The sequence below is a fragment of the Opitutaceae bacterium genome (assembly GCA_015075305.1).
GTDB lineage: Bacteria > Verrucomicrobiota > Verrucomicrobiia > Opitutales > Opitutaceae > UBA6669.
The window spans coordinates 359,971-379,114 of the sequence record JABTUS010000003.1 but is presented as its reverse complement, the minus strand read 5'-3'; the positions used below and the strand labels follow the sequence as shown (position 1 = coordinate 379,114).

Genomic DNA, 19,144 nt, shown 5'->3' with positions numbered 1-19,144 from the left:
CACCAAGGTCCTCTATCATCACCACCGATCCGCATGCATCTGCTCAGTCCCATTTCTTCCACTCTGATCCTTGCAGCCATCGGTGCCGGCGTGCTCGGCGCGAAGGACAATCGCGAGAAGCCCATTCGCACCGAATCCGAAGTGCGCGAGGCTGCCCGCCTCATTCTCGCCAACTACGGCGATCCGAAGCTTGCCGCGCAGGGCTTCCTGGACGTGACCCAGGCGCCCTACCTCGCCGATCCGACAGGCAAACGCGATTCCACGGCGGCGATACAGTCGGCGGTGAGTGACGCGCGTGACGCTCAGCTTGTCACCTACCTCCCCGCCGGCCGCTATCTGGTGTCCGACACAATCGAGGCGGTCATGGGCACCGTGAAATGGGACCATTGGTGCTACGAGGGTCAGTCGGACCCCTGGGTTGCGTATCCATCATTCAACTACCCATGCGTGATCGTCGGACCCACGGAGGGTGAACGCGCGGTCATTGTCCTCGCCGACCATGCGCCCGGTTTTCAGGACGCCGGGAAGCCGAAGCCCGTGATTTATTTCTGGGCGCGCCGCGAGACCGGCCCCCAACCGGTGCCGACCGAGTCGCAGCCGAACATCAATTTCAACCAGAAGGTCCTCAGCGTCGACTTCGAGCTCGGCGAAGGAAACCCCGGAGCCGCGGCCATCGACCACCGCGGGGCCGAAGGATCCACGATCGAGGATGTCTCGGTGAAGGCGGCCGGCGCCTTCGCCGGAATCCTGAGCATACCCGGCTCGGGTGGCGCCACACATGCGGTCCGCGTGACGGGAGGACGCTACGGGCTCTACCTGACCGGCACACAGCCGTCGCCACTGGTGAGCAACGCCGTTCTGCGCGACCAGACCGAGGCGTCGATATTCTACAGCGGACGCGGTCCATTGACCGTTGTCGGCGCCGACATCCGGGGCGCGCCCATCCGCGGAAAACTGGGCGCGTCCCGCTGGGATGCCGGAATCAATGTCATCGACAGCATCGTGCGCACCCATGAAGGGGAGCCGCCAATCGCCACGCCGCGTTCGGTGGTGCTGGACAACACCTGGTTCGAAAATGCAGCTACGATCGCCCGCATCGCGGATCAAGCGCCGCTCGCAGGCAACGCCGCCGGATGGACGCACGTCAGACGCGGCATCTGGGGCGGAGCGGTCAAGGCGCCCGATTTCCTGGGTGGCGATCTGCGCAGGGATCCGCTCTGGATTGAAGGCCGGCGACAGGAAACCCCACTCATCGAAATCGGAAGCCCCGCACCACCTCCCGCGGACCTGTTGTCGCGTCATCGTTTTCCCGGCCAGCCGGACTGGTTCTCGCCCGGTGTCGCCAATGTCCGCTCCGCACCCTGGCACGCCGCGGGCGATGGGGTGAAGGACGACACCGCCGCCTTGCAGGGGGCCATCGACGCCCACGACGCGGTCTTTCTGGCAAAGGGAACCTACTGCATCTCGAAGCCGCTGCGCTTGCGGGCGAACACAAAGCTTTTCGGCGTGACCAACCTGATCAGCGTCATCACCCCCCTGCCCGGTGCGCCTGCCTTCGGCACGCTCGCGCATCCCCAGCCATTGGTGGAAACCGTCAATGACGCCTCCGCCCGCTCAATGCTTGCCATGGTCAAGCTGGTGCTGCCGGTGACCAACCCAGCGGTCTACGCGCTCCGCTGGCAGGCGGGGCGGAATTCAATTGTGCGCAACATCTACCCGATCCGCACGACCTGGCATCCCAACGCCCCTGCCATCGGCCAGCCCATGGTGGTCATCGACGGCAATGGCGGCGGCCGCTGGTATTCGCAGACCCTTCTGGGCTGGTGGGCGCAGGGACCCGACTACCGGCATCTGCTGATTCACGGCACCCGCGAACCGCTGCGTTTCTACCACATCGATCCGCTCCACGCCCGCGGTGAGACCATCGTCGAAATGAAGGATGCCGAAAACGTGGACATCTACTCGATGAAGGCCGAGGGCACCTACACGGTCATTTCCATGGAGAATTGCCGCAGCGTGCGCCTCTTTGGCTACAGCGGCAACGCCGCCATGCGCCCCGGATGGCCGCTCTTCCGACTCGACCACTGCTCCAACATCATCCTGGCCGGCATCTATCCGCAACTGGCCGCGACCAGCGGCGTCGGCGCGCTTCATCTTGGCTACGATCCGCGCAGCTGGCTCATTGTCCAGGATGGCGGCTTCAAAATCAGCGGAGACTCCCAGTTCGTGCTCTACCAGGGCCGTTCCAGCCAATGATCCGCATGTCATGCCCACCCGTATCTGACTTTCAACTACACTCATGATCAAAGATCCAGCGTCGAAAATCAACGGTCCCTATCTGGGCGACCTTCTCGCACAGCCGGCCGCGCTTGCCGGCACGCTGCCGGCCCTGTCCTCTCTTCCCCGGCTCCCCGCAGGGGCGTTTGCGGCGGAGCGCATCGTGCTCACCGGCATGGGCGCATCCCTGCACGTCGTTCATCCGCTGCGCCTTCACCTGGTGCAGGCCGGACGCACCGCCTTCGTGGTCGAGACCGCCGAACTCATCTACGCGCAGTCCGCGCTGCTCGACTCCCGCACGCTCGTCATCGCGGTCTCGCAGTCCGGACGGAGCGCGGAAACCGTGGAGCTGCTCGACATCGTCGCACGGTCCAAGTCGAAGCCGGTCGTCATTGGCGTCACCAATGGAGCCGATTCACCGCTCGCCCGGCGTGCGGACGCCAGCATCGTGATCCGGGCGGGTCCGGAGCACTCCGTCTCGTGCAAGACCTATTTGTGCACGCTCGCCGCGCTGGAGTGGCTGGGCGGCGCGCTGTGCGGCGAGAACATCGAAGCGATTCTCGCCGAGCTCAGCCAGGCCGCGCATGCGGTGAGGGACTACTACGCCGACTGGGAGGCCAAGGTCAGCCGGCTCGCGGGTGAATTCACGAACCTCCGGCACCTTTTTCTCACCGGACGCGGCGCCTCGCTGGCGGCCGTCGAAACAGGCGCGATCATCCTGAAGGAATCCACCCGCATTCAGGCGGAGGGCATGAGCACGCCGGAGTTCCGCCACGGCCTTTTCGAACTCATAGGCCCCGGACTCTACGCGCTCGTTTTCGCGGGCCATCCCTCGATGGTGCACCTCAACGAGTCCCTCGCGCACGACATCCGCCGCATGAGCGGCCACGCGATTGTCATCGGCGAATCAGCCGCGCCCGGTCCTTTCCGGCTTCCCGCTCTTCCCGAGCGGCTTCGCCCGATGCTCGAAATGCTGCCCGTTCAACTGCTCTCGCTTGCGCTGGCCGCCCTCGCGGGACACGTGCCGGGCAACTTCGAACGCGCCGCCAAGGTCACCGTGGTCCTTTAGTCACACCTCCGCACGCGCCCGGCGCCTGCACCGCGGGGGAACTTTCTGCGTCGTCCGCTCGAAAGCAGTCAATCGGCGCAAGGCGGGCATTGCATCCCTGCCGCCCGATCGTTTGCCTTCCTCCGGCAGGCGTTTCCTCCGCCGCGTTCACCACAGCGCCACCACTTCCTCATGTCGACCCCCTCAGCCCCGTCAGCCGCCCCGAGCCTCAAGCGTTCACTGGGACTTGGCTCCCTCGTTCTCTACGGTGTTATCATTATCCAGCCCACGGCGCCCATGCCACTCTTCGGCGTCGCCTACGAAAAGGCCGGCGGGCACGTCATCACGCTCATCCTGATCGGAATGGTCGCCATGCTGTTCACCGCCCTGAGCTACGGGCGCATGGCGAACGCCTATCCCAACGCCGGTTCCGCCTACGCCTACGTCAGCCGCGAGTTTCATCCCGCGCCGGGCTACCTGACCGGCTGGAGCATGATGTTCGACTACATGATCAATCCGGCGATCTGCGTGATCTGGTGCGGAAAGGCGACATTCGATGTCACGGCGGGACTCGGCACACTGCACCTGTCCGGCATGGCACTGGATCTCAGCTTCATCCATCAGATTCCCGAGCACGTCTGGTTCGTCTTCTACGCCCTGCTCTTCACCGGACTCAACCTCCGCGGGATCGAGTCCAGCGCACGCACAAACATGCTGATCGGCGGGGGACTCGGACTGGTGATCCTGCTTTTTCTGGCGGCAGCCTGGCGGCACCTGCTCCGCGACCAGTCACTCGACGCCGCGGCGCTGGCCCGGCCGTTCTATGACCCGGAGTCGTTCTCGTGGAAATCCCTCTCCAGCGGAGCGGCCCTCGCCGTACTCACGTACATTGGGTTCGACGGCATCTCGACGCTGTCCGAGGAGGTGCACAATCCCCGGCGCAATGTGCTCCTCGCCACGGTGCTGGTCTGCCTGATCATCGGCGTGCTTTCCTCCGTCGAGGTCTACACCGCGCAACTCGTGTGGGCGCGCCCGGCCTCGGCGTTTCCCAATCTTGAGAACGCATTCGCCCATGTCGCCGGCCTGGTGGGGGGGAAAGGGCTGTTTGTCCTGGTGACCGTCGCGCTGCTCATCGCGACGATCGGCTCGGGCATGGGCGCCCACATGAGCGCCGGCCGGCTGCTCTACAGCATGGGGCGCGACAACGCCATCCCGAGAAGGTTTTTCGGCTACGTGCACCCGCGCACACGCGTGCCGAGCAACAACATCATCCTCGTCGGCGCGGTGGCGCTCATCGGCGCGTTCGCCCTCGACTACGACCAGCGCGGCTACGATCTCGGCGCGCAACTGCTCAATTTCGGCGCGATGTTCGGATTCATGGGCGTGAATCTCTCCGCCCTGACCCACTATTACATCCGCGCGCGCGACCGTCGCCTGAGATATTTGATTCCACCCATCCTCGGTTTTCTCATCTGCTTCTACCTCTGGGTGAATCTCTCCGGCCTCAGCCTGACCATCGGAACCTGCTGGCTGGCCGTCGGTGCCGTCTACGGCGCCTGGCGCACCCGCGGATTCACGCGCAAGCTGGAGTTTGCCGCACCCGCGGGGACTTCAGATTCGCCACAGGGGGATCCCGAGGCTCAATGACCGGCGCATCGCCGGGGGCCTGAATCCCTCGCTCAAGTTGTCGGGGGTTCCTGGCTCCCCGTGTTTCCGTGGGTTGCGGGTCGACGCGGCCGCCGATACCATAATCGCGATGATGGTTACCTCCGCGCCCAGCCTTTCGGCGCATCGCTTCCGATCCCCGCGGATGCCTGCCAATGCCGCGTCCCGCAAATCGATTTACTGGCAATCGACCAATCCCTTTCACCCAACCCACTCTCAACCCAACCTGAACCCACAATGAACACACACCGTACCTTGCTCGCTCGTGGCCGACACCTCGGTCTGGCCGCGTTGCTCGTGGCATCGCTGCACGCTCAAACCAACTCGCCCCCAACCAACTCGCCTTCCGAGAAACCCGCCGAAGACGACGAAGTCTACAAGTTGAGCCCGTTTACCGTGAGCGCCTCACAGGATACCGGCTACCAGGCGGCATCCACGCTCGCAGGCACGCGCCTGAATACGCCAGTCAAGGATATCGGCGCCTCAATCTCCATTTACACGAGGGACTTTCTGGACGACATCGGTGCCACAAGTTCCAGCGACCTTTTGGTCTATGCAACAAGCATGGAGGCGGCGGGCGCGATCGGCAATTTTTCAGGCGCCACGAACGACATCAATGACTCCCAGGTCAACGGCAACGGGCCGCGCGTCAATCCACAGAGCAGCAGCCGCACCCGCGGCTTGGGAGCCCCGAATTTCACGCGCGGATTCTTCAACACCGACATCGCCACCGACGGCTACAATGTGGAAAGCGTGACGGTCAACCGCGGCCCAAACTCCATTCTGTTTGGAGTGGGCAGCCCAGCGGGAGTTGTCGAAAGCACCCTTCTTCGTCCGAATCTCAATCAAAACAAGAACAAGGTCGAAATCCGCGTGGGCGACAACAGCAGCCTGCGCAACACCGTCGATTTCAACCGGGTGCTGATCAAGAAGAAGCTGGCCGTGCGCCTGACCGCGCTTCACGACGAGGAGCGCTTCAACCAGCGTCCCGCTTTCGAAAAGAAGGAACGCGTCTACGGCGCGCTAACCTACTCGCCATTCCGCTCGACCGTGCTTCGCACCAACTTTGAAACAGGCAGGACAAACGCCAACCGGCCGATAACGGTGCTGCCGTTCAAGAGCATGTCGAGCTACTGGATCGACGCGGGCCGGCAGGGGTACGACTGGACATTCTATGATGACCCAGCCGTCAACCCAAACGCACGCACCCAGGCCGCTGGATCGGCACTCGAGGGTCCGCTCATCGGCCAGGATCAAATCAATGATCAGGTCCTTTCAGTATATTCGAGTCCTTCCGCGACCATACCCGACATGGTCTTCCGCAGCGCGACGCGGGTTACCACCGGTACAGCCGCCAACTCTGTCCGAGCCGGCACCTTCAACGCCGTGCTCAACCGCGATACTGCGAATGACCAAATGCGTTTTCTTGTCAGCAGAAACATCGGGCAGATTCCCGGAACCTTCTTCGTCGGCAATCTTGTCATGCCAGGCCAGCAACCTGGATTCGCGCCGGCAGGCATCAAGATGCAGGGCTTCACCGACTACAGCGCCTTCGACTTTCAGAACCACATGATCGACGAGACGGCCCGGCAAAGCGACAGTTTCCATGCCTTCAATGCGGCGTTCGAACAGCGCGCATGGGAGGACCGCATCGGCGTCGAACTCGCCTACGACTCCCAGCGCATCGACAGGCGCTCGCGCAATGCGGCCTTCTCGTCGAACAACGGCAATCACATCTTTATCGACGTCAACAAGGTGCTGCCCACCGGCCAGATGAATCCCAACTACGGGCGCCCCTTCACCGTCGCCTACGGCCAGTCGACCTGGACCAACAACTACAGTGACCGCGAGACCTACCGGGCGACCGGCTTCCTCAAGTACGACTTCAAGGATGTCAGTCCCACGCTGGGAAAGTGGCTGGGACGTCATACGGCGACCGCGCTCTATGAGGAGAACGCTTTCGAGGGAATCAGCTACCGCAACCGCTTCGCCGTCGACGGAGCCGCCGCCCGGGACATCACCGCGAGCATCAACGCCTTTGCGCGCAGACCCGGGGCTGCGATCTACCTCGGCCCCTCGATCATTGGAAACAACAATCCACTCCAGCTTGAAGCCATCCGCGTTCCGCTGATCCAAGCCGGCCCCATCGCAACGCCCGCCAGCTACTTCGTTCGCGCCGCCGGCACCACCGATCCGGGTTCCATTGTCGCCTCGCCAGCGAGTCTCGTGGAGATCAGCGACGGCGGCAATGCACAGCGCGATGTCATCAAGTCGCAGGCATTCCTGCTGCAAAGCTACTGGTTGCAGGATCACCTGGTGTCCCTGATCGGCTGGCGCCGCGACGAGGATTTCTTTGCCCAGCGATCCATCGCATTCACGGCCAATCCCTCGGATCCCAACGATCCCGGCAAGGTGCACTATGGCTTCAATGATCTCGACTTCGCCCATACCCCGCCGTTCAACGTCGCGGGCGAAACCATGACGTACAGCGGCGTGCTGCGCTGGCCGCAGAAGCTGATCCGCCTGCCCGCAGGCACGGACTTCAGCGTCTTCTACAACCAATCCAGCAACTTCACGCCCTCAGGGGGTCGAGTGAATCCCTACAACGAACCGCTCGCCTCGCCCGAGGGTGACACGAAGGAATACGGCTTCAACCTGTCCCTGCTCGACAACAAGCTGAGTCTCCGGGTGAACTGGTTTGAAACCAACGTCAAGGGACAGAGCCTTCGTCCCGCGGTCTTCGGACAGGCGGTCAACAACGCGGTCCTTCAAGTCGCCGATTTCTGGGGTGAGGAAGGCAACGTCAATCCGCAGCTCGTTGCCATGCGCAACGCTGACATTGAGCTTCTCTTCAGCCCGCTGCCGGCAAACTTCCGCAGCCTCTACGGCTGGGGGATTTCAGGCACAGCCCCCAACCTCGCAGCTAATGGACGCGTTCCCCTGTCGGGCGACACGGACACCACCGACTTTGTCGCCAAGGGCACGGAATTTGAAATCGTCTACAACCCGACGCGCAGTTGGCGCATCCTCGCCAACGTGGCCAGGCAGGAAACGATTCAGAACAACTCACTGCCGTTCTTGAAGTCCTTCATTGCGGCCATGACGCCGGTCTGGAATCAGCTCCGCGATCGCGCACGCAACGCCTATCCAGTCGGCTGGCTGCCAGGCGACCCCCTCAACGTCGAGACCTTTGGCGACTGGCTGGACCGCACCATCCTGGTACCCTTCGCCACCGCCATCGCCACGGAGGGCTCCGCCTCCGCCGAGCAGCGCAAATGGCGCGCCAATCTGATCACCAGCTATTCCTTCGGCCGCGGCGGCATCTTCGGCGACAAGCTGAAAGGCTGGACGATTGGCGGTGCCGTGCGCTGGCAGGACAAACTCGGCATAGGTTATCCCTCAACGCGCAATGCCGACGGAACTGTGAACCTTGATCTCGCCCATCCCTACTACGCCCCCGACGAGACCAACGTGGACGCCTTTGTCAGCTACGAGCGCACGATCTGGAAAAATCGCATCAAGTGGAAGGTCCAGCTCAATGCGCGCAACATCATCGCGGACGACTCCGTGATTCCGATCGGTGTCCAGCCCTGGGGCGAGTACTCAACGGTGCGCCTACCCCCCGAAAAGCGCTGGTACCTGACCAACACGTTCACGTTCTGAGTCAGATCAAGAACGGGGCATCCCCCCCGGGGCTCCGTTATCGCGTGCATCCCCCTCCGTTGGAGGGGCATGCTTTGTCATGCCCAGGGGACGCGCGTCGCGCCTCCACGCCGGTGATTTCCCCAATCAATCTCCTGCGACACTTCACCGCCTCGCACCCAACACCCCTATCGTTCCCAATCCGGGCACGACAAAGCGTGCCCCATTGCAATTCACGCTTCCTGCTTCCCCTCTTCTCCGCGAACCCCGCTGCCCCGCGTCATATCCTTCCAACCTATTCCATCTCACTCCCTCACACCTTCGCGTCCTCGTGCCTTCGCGTTTAATCTTCCGCCGCCGTTTCGCCACGCGCCGTCCCCAGGGCACGACAAGGCGCGCCCCTCCATCGGCAATCCACGCTACCATCCTTCCCTCTCTTCTCCGCGAACTCCGCGACTCCGCGTGAGAAATCTCCGTCGACGTTTCGCCACGCGCGTCCCCAGGGCACAACAAAGCGTGCCCCTCCAACGCGACCCAAGCTTTCTCTTCTCCGCGAACTCCGCGACTTCGCGTTAAACTCTCCGCCGCCGCAGGCGTGCCACCCGCACCCGCCTCAGGTCTCGTAGGCCGGCAGCATCTTCTCGACCCGCCGTTTGTCGAGCTGCGCAAACGCGGGAAGGCCGTTCTCATAGGGAACGCCCACCTCGCCCTGGATCAAGGGCTGTGCATACCGGAGAAACTGGAAGTTCATCGAAATGCCATCCTCGTTGATCCACTCGCGCGGCAGCTTCTTCACGCCGTTGGCGATCTCGCTCAGGGGAGCAAGGCCTGTTTCGACCGAATAATGGTCGCCGTCGCCACGAATGAGGGTGACCATCTTGTCGGTCTGCCCGCTCACCGCCGCACGCACAGCCGCCTGCCCGGCGAGAAACGCCTCATCATTGTCCGCCTTCGATGAACAGTGCGCCGCCGCGCGCTGCGCCATGCCGAACTTGAGCGTGCGCGCCTTGACTCCCGGCACGCCCTCCTCGACGAGGCCCTGAAGAAACTCCGCCGCGCCGCCAAGCTGCGCATGGCCGAACGCATCGGTCTTGTCTCCCGCGGCAACGTAGTTGCCATCCGCATCGACAAGGCCTTCTCCAACGACAACGAGGCAGTAGCGCTCACGCTTGAGCACCCGCTTCACATCCTCGACAAACTTCTCTCCAGAAAACGGCACCTCGGGCAAAAGGATGATGTGCGGCGCATCGTGCGGGTGATCGCGGCGCTTCGCCAGCGCGGCGCCCGCGGCAATCCACCCGGCATTGCGTCCCATCACCTCCACGATCTGCACCAGATCATGCTGGCCCATCGCCGCATTGTCGCACGCGACCTCCCGGATCGTAGTCGAAATGTACTTGATAACCGATCCGTAGCCCGGGCAGTGGTCCGTCACGACCAGGTCGTTGTCGATCGTCTTCGGCACCCCGATCACGCGCAGTTCATACCCCTGCTGCTGCGCAAGCTTCGAAATCTTGTCGGCCGTGTCCTGCGAGTCATTGCCGCCCGCATAGAAGAAATAGCGTATGTTGTGCGCCTTGAAAACCTCGAGCACGCGCTCAAAATCCTGCTGCTTCTTCAGCTTGTACCGCACCGTCCCCAACGCGGCGCCGGGGGTGTGGCGCAGGCCGCGAATGGCCTGCTGCGACTCCGCAGCAAGATCGATCAAATCCTCCTGAAGGATGCCCAGAACCCCGTTCAGCGTTCCATAGACCTCTTCGATGCACTCGTGATTGAGCGCTTCTGAGACGACGCCCGCGAGGCTTGCATTGATGACAGCCGTGGGGCCGCCAGACTGGCCTACCAGGACGTTTCCTACGAGTTCTTCAGCCATAGAAGTGGTTTTTTGAAAAGGATTGGACAGACGTGAGGGACAATCAAAGCGGTCCGCCCCGCCAACTGGCAAACCCAAATTTCCCCGACACGAAAGATGGGCGTTCCCCTTGGGATATCTCCCGCTTTCGCCCTCAGATCAGGCGTCCCGGCTGATAAGCGGCCGCCCCCTTGACCCTCCGCGTCGCAGCCGCAACCGTTTTGACAAATTCATCCACCTGCTGCGGAGCCGCCCCGACAAATCGCCTGGTATCCGCCAGCACCCGGCTCAGGTGCGCGCGAGAGAGTCCGAGCCTCTTGTCTCCCGCAAGTCGCTTCAACATGTCGGTGTCACCTTCGCCCGAACGCAGCGCCTTCGCCGTCGCCAGCGCATGCTCCTTGATCGCGGCGTGCGCCGTCTCCCGCCCCGCGCCCGCCTTCACCGCCTCCATCAGGATCGTCGTGGTCGCAAGAAACGGAAGTTCGCGCTCGTTCTCCGCCGCAATTGCCGCCGGAAAGACGTCCAGCTGCGACAGCACCGTCAGCAGTGTCTCCAAAAGTCCGTCGAGCGCAAAACACGCATCCGGCAGCGCCACGCGCCTCACCACCGAGCAGGAGACATCGCCTTCATTCCATTGATGCCCCGCCAGCGCCGCTGTCATCGTCACGTATCCCGACAGGATCGTCGAGAACCCGCAGATGCGCTCGCAGTTTCGCGCGTTCACCTTGTGCGGCATCGCCGAGGAGCCGACCTGCCCTTTTTGAAAACCCTCCGTCAGCAACCCCTGGCCGGCCATCAGCCGCAGGGTGGTCGCGAAACTGGCCGCAGCCGCACCGATCTGGTGAAGCGCCGATACCACCTCGAAATCGAGACTGCGCGGATAGACCTGCCCCACCGCGAAAAGTGCGCGCTTGAATCCGAGGTGCGCCAGCACGCGCCTCTCCAGTCGCGCCACCTTCCTCGCGTCGCCGCCGAGCAGCGTGAGCTGGTCGAGCTGCGTGCCCACCGCCCCTTTCAGCCCGCGCACGGGATAACGGGTATGCAGCTCCTCCAGGCGACAAAACGCCTGCAGCAGCTCCTGTCCGAACATCGCGAAGCGCTTGCCGAGCGTGGTCGGCTGCGCCGGGACATTGTGCGTCCGGCCCGTGAGCAGCACGCCGCGAAATTCCTTCGCGCGCCGCGACATCGCCAGCAGCGCCGCCGCCGTCTTCATGCGAAACACGCCGATGCTGCGCACCAACTGGAGCTGCTCCACGTTCTCCGTGAGGTCGCGACTCGTCAGCCCGAGGTGGATGAATTCACGGCCCGCCAATGCGTTGAACTCCTCGATCCTCGCCTTCACGTCGTGCAGCGACGTCCGCTCCCGCGCATCGATGCTGGCGACGTCAATCCTGTCCTTCACCTCCTCATACTGCGCAATCGCCTCCGCCGGTATCGCCACGCCAAGCTCCCGCTGCGCCTTCATCACCGCGATCCAATAGTCCCGCTCGATCGCAATGCGGCCCGCGGGAGACCATAGTGCGCGGAGCGCCGGCGATGCGTAACGTTCGGCAAGTACGTTGGGAAGGACGGCAGAGGATTCAGCGGTGGTGGATGCACTCACGGGAAAATCCCATCGTGACATGGCATCCCGCAACTTGGCGACCGCAAAGCGCTCCGGTCGGCATACCTCCCACAGTTCGGCCGTCTTCCGGGTGCCCAAAACCCAGGCGCTCCAAGGCTCGGCTCTTGACCGTTCCACCGCGACGTCAAACGCTTCCCTTCCCATGGATTCCAAATCCGCCCCTCCCACCCACGACTGGCGCACAACGGACCAGGACGAGATCGAGCGCCGCCGCCAGCGCGCCCGCGACGAGAATCCCGGCATCGAAAACCGCACGCCGAATCACCCGGTCTTTGGCAATTTCCGCGTTCAGTCCAAGAGCGGTTTCACCTACGACGTCGAGATTCGTGACATCAAGGAGCGCCACTTCTCGTGCACATGCGTCGATTTCCGGATCAATGGCCTGGCCACCTGCAAACACGTCGAGGCCGTGCTCATTCACCTCGAAAAAACCGGGGCGCGCACTTTCTCGATGGCCAAGGCCAGGGGTTCGTCACGGATAGAGGTGGTCCCGGATGCCTCGATCCAGTCGCTTCGCATCGAGCGCGGACTCGACCAGCTTCCCCCGCGGCTGCGCGCCGCCTTCACCTCCGAAGGCGAGCTGCGAAATCCCGCCGCTGCGGGTCAGTTGGTGACCGACCTCACGCTGAACCCGCTGCCGCAGGTCCGTCTTTCGCAGGACATCCCCCCCTGGCTCGACAGCCGCCGCCGCGGCAGCGAGCGCAGCCGGCTGCGGCGGGACTACGAACAGAAGGTCCAGACCGGCGCCTACCCGGTCAGCGAAACCACAGTCCCGCTTTTCCCCTACCAGCGTGAGGGCATGCTGCACCTGGCGTTCACCGAACGCGCCCTGCTCGCCGACGAAATGGGCCTGGGAAAAACCATCCAGGCCATCGCCGCATGCGCCCTGCTCCACCGCATCGGACTCGTTCAACGCGTGCTCGTGATCACGCCCGCATCCCTCAAGGGCGAGTGGCAGGAGCAGATCCAGCGCTTCACCACCTTGCCCAGCCAGATCGTCCAGGGCAATCACGTGGCCCGCAGGCAATCCTACGAGAACCCCGCCTTCTTCACCCTGGCCAACTACGAGCAGGCGCGCGCGGATGTTCTCGAAATCAACAAACACCTGCGACCGGACGTCGTCGTGCTCGACGAGGCCCAGCGCATCAAGACCTGGAACTCGCAGACCGCGCAGTCGATCAAGCGACTCAGCAGCCGCTTCGCCTTCGTGCTCACGGGAACACCCATCGAGAACCGCATCGACGAGCTCTACTCGATCATCGACTTCCTCGACCCGACCGTGCTCGGCCCGCTGTTCCGCTTCAATCGCGAGTACTACGAGTTCGACGATCGCGGACGCCCCTCCGCCTACCGGAACCTAGACAAGCTTCGGGCCACCCTGAAGCCGCTCATGCTCCGGCGCAGGAAGCACGATGTCGAAAACGAGCTGCCCAGCCGCCAGGACATCCATCGCTACGTCGCCATGTCCGACGCGCAGCGCAGCCACTACGCCTCCCACGAGCAGCAGGTCGCCGGACTCGTCGCCATCAGCCAGCGGCGCGCGCTGCTGCCACGCGAGCAGCAGAAGCTGCTGCGCGAGCTGGCGATGATGCGCATGCTGTGCGACACCCCGTACATTCTCTCCGGCGACCCCGAGGACGGCGGTGAATGCCCCAAGCTGCGTGAGCTCGATGAGGTCATTGCGACGGCCCTCTCCGAGGACGGCGTGAAGGTCATCGTCTTTTCCGAGTGGGTGCGCATGCTCGAACTGGTCGCCCAGTTGCTCACTCGCCGAAAAATCGCGCACGCCAGACACACCGGCGGCATTCCCCAGAACGTGCGCCGCGCCGAGATCCTGCGCTTCAAGAACGATCCCAACTGCCGCGTCTTCCTGTGCTCCGAATCGGGCGGCGTCGGACTCAATCTTCAGGTCGCGAGCGTCGTCATCAACTGCGATCTGCCGTGGAACCCCGCTCGCTACGAGCAGCGCGTGGCGCGCGCCTGGCGCAAGCACCAGAGCCGGCCGGTCACCGTGATCAATCTCATCGCCGAGAACACCATCGAGCACCGCATGCTCGCAACCCTCGCCGCCAAGCAGGGCCTGGCCGACGGAGTGCTTGACGGGAAAGGTGGGCTTTCGCGCATGCCGGTGCGTGGCAACAGCGCCCTGCTGGAGCGTGTGAAGCAGATGATCGCACCCACCCCCACCGGCAGACCCGCCGCGCCGGCTGATCCGTCGCGCGCCTTCGGCGCGCTGGCGCATGCCGCTCTCGGCCCGGAGCTGCTCGCCTGCGAGGAGCGCATCTCCGGCAATCCCGCGACAATCACCCTCTACGTCGTCGTCGAAAGAGGCGTGGAGCCCGCACGCGAATCGCTTTCCGAAATCATTGGCGAAGTATTCGGTCGGAAAAATGGCGCCATGCCGAAACTTGTCCTGCTCGACCGCGCAACCGCGGACGCGCTCGCGGCGCTTGAGGCGAGCGGACTCATGCAGCGCACCGGCGGCGCCACCCGCACGCTCGAGCCGGATCCCCACGCTCCACCGCCGCTCAATGCCGTCGAAACCGCGCGCCTGACCGAGCAGATCGAGCGGGCGCAAAAACAACTCAAGCTGGCCCGCCTGCTCGGAGCTGACGCAGACACCTTCCAGCAGGAAACTTCCCAGGCCGCGCGCCAGGCGATCGACTGCATCAACCAGGCGCTGGCCATCCGTGCGCGACTCAATCCCCCCGCGGCCGTCGAACGCGCGCTGCCGTCCGCCATCGCAGCACACTGGGGCGGCAGTCGCACACGGGTCGATTCCTTTCTGAACGACTCCGCCGCGCCCTCAATGGAACTGCTCGACACACTCGACCGCGTCTGCACTTCACTGTCTCCCGCCGCACGCACTAGTGTTCTGTCGCGGAAATGACTATACATATATCATGCGGCCTTCTTGCGCGGCTTTCGCCGGGTGCAACCGGGCTGGATGGCCTCGAGCCGGCGACGACAGCGTTCGATCCTGGCAAGGATGTCCTCCGCCTTGGCGGTCCAAACAAATGGCGTGGGCTCCTGGTTCCATTGCTCGATGAAGCGGGTGATCGAGTTGATCAGATCGGGAACACTGGAGAAGCTGCCGCGACGCACCGCCTTGCCGGTGAGTTCGGCAAACCAGCGCTCCACCAGATTGAGCCAGCTCGAACTGGTGGGAATGAAGTGCAGTTTGAAGCGTGGACGCCGGGCGAGCCAGCGCTGCACCCGCTCGTGTTTGTGGGTGCCGTAATTGTCGACGATAAGATGGAGCTCGTCCGCCTCGGCATATTCCGCGTCGATTTGTCGCAGGAACTTCAGGAACTCGATGTGCCGGTGGCGCGGGAAGCAGTGGCCGCTGATCTTGCCGGCGGCCACGTTCAATGCGGCAAACAGCGTGGTCGTGCCATGGCGCACGTAGTCGTGCGTCCAGGTGCCGCAGCGACCGCGCTTCAGCGGCAGGCCTGGTTGCGTGCGATCCAGCGCCTGAATCTGGCTTTTCTCGTCCACGCAGAGCACCACCGCGTTTTGCGGTGGGTTGAGGTAAACGCCCACCACATCGAGCAGTTTGGGCACAAACTGTGGATCGCGGGAGAGTTTGAACGTCTCCTGTCGGTGCGGCTGCAACCCATGCTCCTGCCAGATACGCGCGACTGTGCTCGCATGCACGCCCTGCGCCTTCGCCAGGGTTCGCGCGCTCCAGTGCGTCCGCCCCGGCGGCTTCGTGTGCAGCGTCGCTTCGACGATCCTTTTCGCCAGCCCTCGGCGCGGCTTGCGCCCGCGGCCATTCGCCACGTCCCACAATCCTTGCGGACCTGCGGACACAAAGCGCTGGCGCCACAGCCGGCAGGTGTGCCGGTTCACCTCCAGCTCCTCCGCAATCGTGGCATCGTCCAGCCCTTCGGCCTTGCGCAAAATGATCCGGCAGCGCTTCACCACCTGCTGGGGCGTACCGTGCGCGCCCACCCAGCGCTCCAAAACGCCACGTTGGTCTGCCGTGACCGTCAGAATCGTCGGTTTCCTGCTCATGCTTGCAGGTTGAACGATAACGACTTTTAAGTCTAGTCATTTCAGCAACAGAACACTAGGTCGTAGATCGACCGGACAATCGATTGCATCGTATTGCGATATAACACGGCGCCTGAAAAACGTTTACATTGATCATTCGGCGCAGTTGACCGGCGGCTCCGAAAGCGGTACTTTGCACGCTTCGATGAAAACGACCGTACTGTTCGCGCCTTGGATGGGTCATATCACACTCGCTGTTCTCAGCGGACTGCTCATGTGGGCGCTTCTGTGAAAACCTTCCGCTATGCGCTGGATCCCCTGTGCCTGACCGCGATCGCGCTGTACGCGCTGAATCGATCGCTGGGCGAGGTCTGGACGCATTCCTCCTTCCTCCATTCCCACTTCAACGATCTGCTGACGGTTCCCGCTGCGCTGCCGTTCGTCCTCTGGGCTCAGAGGCTGATGGGATGGAGATTGCATGACGGTGCCCCGCGTCCGTCCGAGGTCCTGCTGCACGCGGCTGTCTGGTCGGTGATCTGCGAGGGCGTCGGGCCCTTCCTGCTCCATCATGGCACGGCCGACTGGATGGACGTCGCCGCCTACTTCGTCGGCGGAGGCGCAGCTCTGCTGGTCTGGAACTTCCGCGCGCTCGCTTCATGGGAAGCGGCATGAGTTTTGACGGAGTCGCGCCCTTCTATCGGGGGATGGAGCGTTTTCTCGCGGGAGGCATCCTGCAAAAAGCGCGGACCTGCCACTTCGACCGGCTCCAAGCGGCCCGCAGCATTCTCATCGTTGGCGAAGGAATTGGGCGCAGTCTGGAGGTGCTCATCCCCCAGGCGCCGCTCGCGGACATCACGGTCGTGGAGGCGAGCGGCGGCATGATCGAGGTCGCCCACAAGCGTCTTCAGAAAGGGAATCTCCCGACAGCGCGGGTCTGCTGGCACCAGGCTGACATCCGTTCGTGGGACATTGCCGCCCGCAGTTTCGATGCAGTCATCACGCCGTTCGTGCTTGACTGCTTCATCCGCGACGACGTCGACGCGGTCGTATCACACATCGCGGGTTCCGTCACGCCTGGCGGCCAATGGCTGCACGCCGATTTCCAGATACCTCCGCATGGCTGGAGGCGCGCACGGGCACGACTCATCCACGCACTCATGTACCGCACCTTCCGGACACTGGTGCACCTGGAGTCCCGTGAAGCAACCCCAGTAGCGCCCTATCTCCAGCGCTCGGGTTTTCAGCTCGAAGCACAGGCGGAATTTTGCGCCCGGCTCATTCGCTCCGAGGTGTGGCGCGCCCCTTGAGGCAGGCGAATCGGATGACGCGCTCGCGCTGTTCAGGCAAGCGCCGCTCGGTGACGGATCAGTTTCCGCGCAACTTCAACGGCATTCGTGAAACTGCGCGGATTGGCGTGGCCTTTGCCGGCAATGGCAAATGCGGTTCCATGATCCGGGCTGGTCCGCACATGCGACAGGCCCAGGGTCACGTTCACGGCATCGTCAAAATCCACCAGCTTCAGCGGTGCCAGCCCCTGGTCATGATACAGCGCCAGGACTACATCGAATTCACCGGACACCGCCCGCCTGAACAGCGTGTCGCCGGGCAGGCAAAGCGACAGCCCCGGATGCACCACACGCTGACGTTCCAGGATGGGGTTGATCGTGTCGCGCTCCTCCGAGCCCAAAAGGCCCTCCTCTCCCGCGTGCGGATTCAATCCGCAGACGCCCACACGCGGCGCCGAGAATCCCTCCGCACGCCCCAGTTCCATGGCCGCGCGGATCGCACGCTCAAAATTCTCCTCCGTCAGGTGAGCAGGCACCTCCCGCAGCGGGATGTGCCAGGTGAGAAGCACGACCCGCAGTTTCCCGCCGCAGAACGCCATCGTTGGCTCACCCTCCCAGCGGCTCGCGAAAAACTCGGTCTGCCCGGGGAATCCGAAGCCGATGCGCGCAAGCCGCGCCTTGCTCACGGGCCCCGTCACGACTCCTCCGAATTCGCCCGTCACGCATCCCGCGGCCGCGCGCTCCATCGCGTCCCACGCAATCCGCGCACTCGCATCATCCGGCTGGCCGGGCAGGGCGGCGTAAGAGTCCGCACCCACCGCGATGCGTTCATCCTCCCGCAGCGGCAGGGCCGCCAGCCAGCGCGCCGGACCAATCACCGCGACCTCGCGGCTCTTCTGCGAAACCGCAGCGAGCCAGCGCTCGATGATCTCCGGGCCGATGCCGGCGGGATCGCCACAGGTGAGAGCGAGGCGCCTCATTCCGCGGAATCCTCCACAGGCCTGCCGCGCCTTGGGCGTGAGAAGCCGCGTTTCCCTCCCGAGAAGAATTCGAGAAACAGCCTGACCTCGGGTGCTCGCGCCGCCGGCAGCAAGCCCGCTGCAATCGCACGAATGTTGCCAGGCGTGAAAAAGACATGCCGGAACGCCTCCTTGAGTTCGCGCATGGTTTCACGCGGAAGGCCGCGACGCTTGAGCCCGACAATATTCAGGCCCACCAGTTCGTCGCGCTCGGCGACCATCGAAAACGGCGGCACATCCACCGTGATGCGGGCCAGCCCGCCAATCATCGCCCCCTCGCCGACGCGGCAGAACTGGTGAATCGCACATCCCCCGCCAATGAACGCCCGATCTCCAACGTGCACGTGACCAGCAAGCAGCACATTGTTCGCCAGCACAACCTGGTCTCCCACCTGCGAATCGTGTCCGAGGTGCACCCCCGCCATGAGGAAGCAATTCCTGCCGACCGTCGTGAAGCCCTCGGCCTTGGTCGAACGGTTGATCGTCACGTACTCGCGCACGGTTGTCCCCTCCCCCACCCTGACACCCGAAACCGTCGCCGCTGAGAAACGAAGATCCTGCGGTTCGCCCCCGATCACCGCATAGGGGTGGACAACAACACCGCTCTCCAAACGCGTGCCGCGGCGGAGCACGGCGCCTGCCATGACTGTCACGTCCGGGGCAATTGAAACTCCATCCTCAACGATCACCTGGGGGTGTATTGCACTCATGCTCGACTCAGTTTCAAAAATGCGG

General features: G+C 63.6%; 12 protein-coding genes. 7 read left to right on the top strand and 5 right to left on the bottom strand.

Annotated elements, in window-relative coordinates; all coding sequences use genetic code 11:
• Window positions 1–33 precede the first annotated feature (33 nt).
• From HS122_08480 to HS122_08465, 4 genes are all read left to right on the top strand, one after another.
• The gene (locus tag HS122_08480; GenBank protein MBE7538433.1) at window positions 34–2,256 is read left to right on the top strand and encodes a hypothetical protein; all 2,223 of its coding nucleotides are present in this window, start codon (window positions 34–36) and stop codon (window positions 2,254–2,256) included.
• Between the two features lie 43 nt (window positions 2,257–2,299).
• Window positions 2,300–3,346, top strand: a complete 1,047-nt coding sequence (locus tag HS122_08475) for an SIS domain-containing protein (protein MBE7538432.1) — start codon at window positions 2,300–2,302, stop codon at window positions 3,344–3,346.
• 171 nt (window positions 3,347–3,517) lie between these two features.
• Window positions 3,518–4,972, top strand: coding sequence for an APC family permease (locus HS122_08470; protein MBE7538431.1), 1,455 nt, complete (start codon window positions 3,518–3,520; stop codon window positions 4,970–4,972).
• A gap of 255 nt (window positions 4,973–5,227) precedes the next feature.
• Window positions 5,228–8,653, top strand: coding sequence for a TonB-dependent receptor (locus HS122_08465; protein MBE7538430.1), 3,426 nt, complete (start codon window positions 5,228–5,230; stop codon window positions 8,651–8,653).
• 592 nt (window positions 8,654–9,245) lie between these two features.
• On the opposite strand, the gene HS122_08460 is transcribed toward HS122_08465, so the two are convergent.
• Window positions 9,246–10,505, bottom strand: coding sequence for a 6-phosphofructokinase (locus HS122_08460; GenBank protein MBE7538429.1), 1,260 nt, complete (start codon window positions 10,503–10,505; stop codon window positions 9,246–9,248).
• A 133-nt stretch (window positions 10,506–10,638) separates the two neighbouring features.
• A complete protein-coding gene (locus HS122_08455) occupies window positions 10,639–12,108 on the bottom strand; it encodes an adenylosuccinate lyase (protein MBE7538428.1) in 1,470 nt (489 codons plus the stop codon).
• A 142-nt stretch (window positions 12,109–12,250) separates the two neighbouring features.
• Here HS122_08455 and HS122_08450 point away from each other — a divergent pair, with 142 nt between their 5' ends.
• A complete protein-coding gene (locus tag HS122_08450) occupies window positions 12,251–14,998 on the top strand; it encodes a DEAD/DEAH box helicase (protein MBE7538427.1) in 2,748 nt (915 codons plus the stop codon).
• 11 nt (window positions 14,999–15,009) lie between these two features.
• Here HS122_08450 and HS122_08445 read toward each other — a convergent pair whose 3' ends face one another.
• Window positions 15,010–16,125: an IS630 family transposase gene (locus HS122_08445; GenBank protein ID MBE7538426.1), complete on the bottom strand. Its 1,116-nt coding sequence runs from the start codon at window positions 16,123–16,125 to the stop codon at window positions 15,010–15,012.
• Between the two features lie 267 nt (window positions 16,126–16,392).
• Here HS122_08445 and HS122_08440 point away from each other — a divergent pair, with 267 nt between their 5' ends.
• The gene (locus HS122_08440) at window positions 16,393–16,776 is read left to right on the top strand and encodes a hypothetical protein (GenBank protein ID MBE7538425.1); all 384 of its coding nucleotides are present in this window, start codon (window positions 16,393–16,395) and stop codon (window positions 16,774–16,776) included.
• Complete coding sequence (locus HS122_08435) at window positions 16,773–17,411, top strand: class I SAM-dependent methyltransferase (protein MBE7538424.1); 639 nt, start codon at window positions 16,773–16,775, stop codon at window positions 17,409–17,411. Before HS122_08440 ends, HS122_08435 begins: the two co-directional genes overlap by 4 nt.
• A gap of 32 nt (window positions 17,412–17,443) precedes the next feature.
• Here the strand turns inward: HS122_08435 and pdxA are convergent, their stop codons facing one another.
• Together pdxA and lpxA are read right to left on the bottom strand one after the other, a co-directional pair.
• The gene (gene pdxA / locus HS122_08430) at window positions 17,444–18,370 is read right to left on the bottom strand and encodes a 4-hydroxythreonine-4-phosphate dehydrogenase PdxA (GenBank protein MBE7538423.1); all 927 of its coding nucleotides are present in this window, start codon (window positions 18,368–18,370) and stop codon (window positions 17,444–17,446) included.
• Entirely contained in the window at window positions 18,367–19,119 is a 753-nt protein-coding gene (gene lpxA, locus HS122_08425; GenBank protein ID MBE7538422.1) for an acyl-ACP--UDP-N-acetylglucosamine O-acyltransferase, read from the bottom strand. The genes pdxA and lpxA overlap by 4 nt, the downstream gene beginning before the upstream one ends.
• Window positions 19,120–19,144 lie beyond the last annotated feature (25 nt).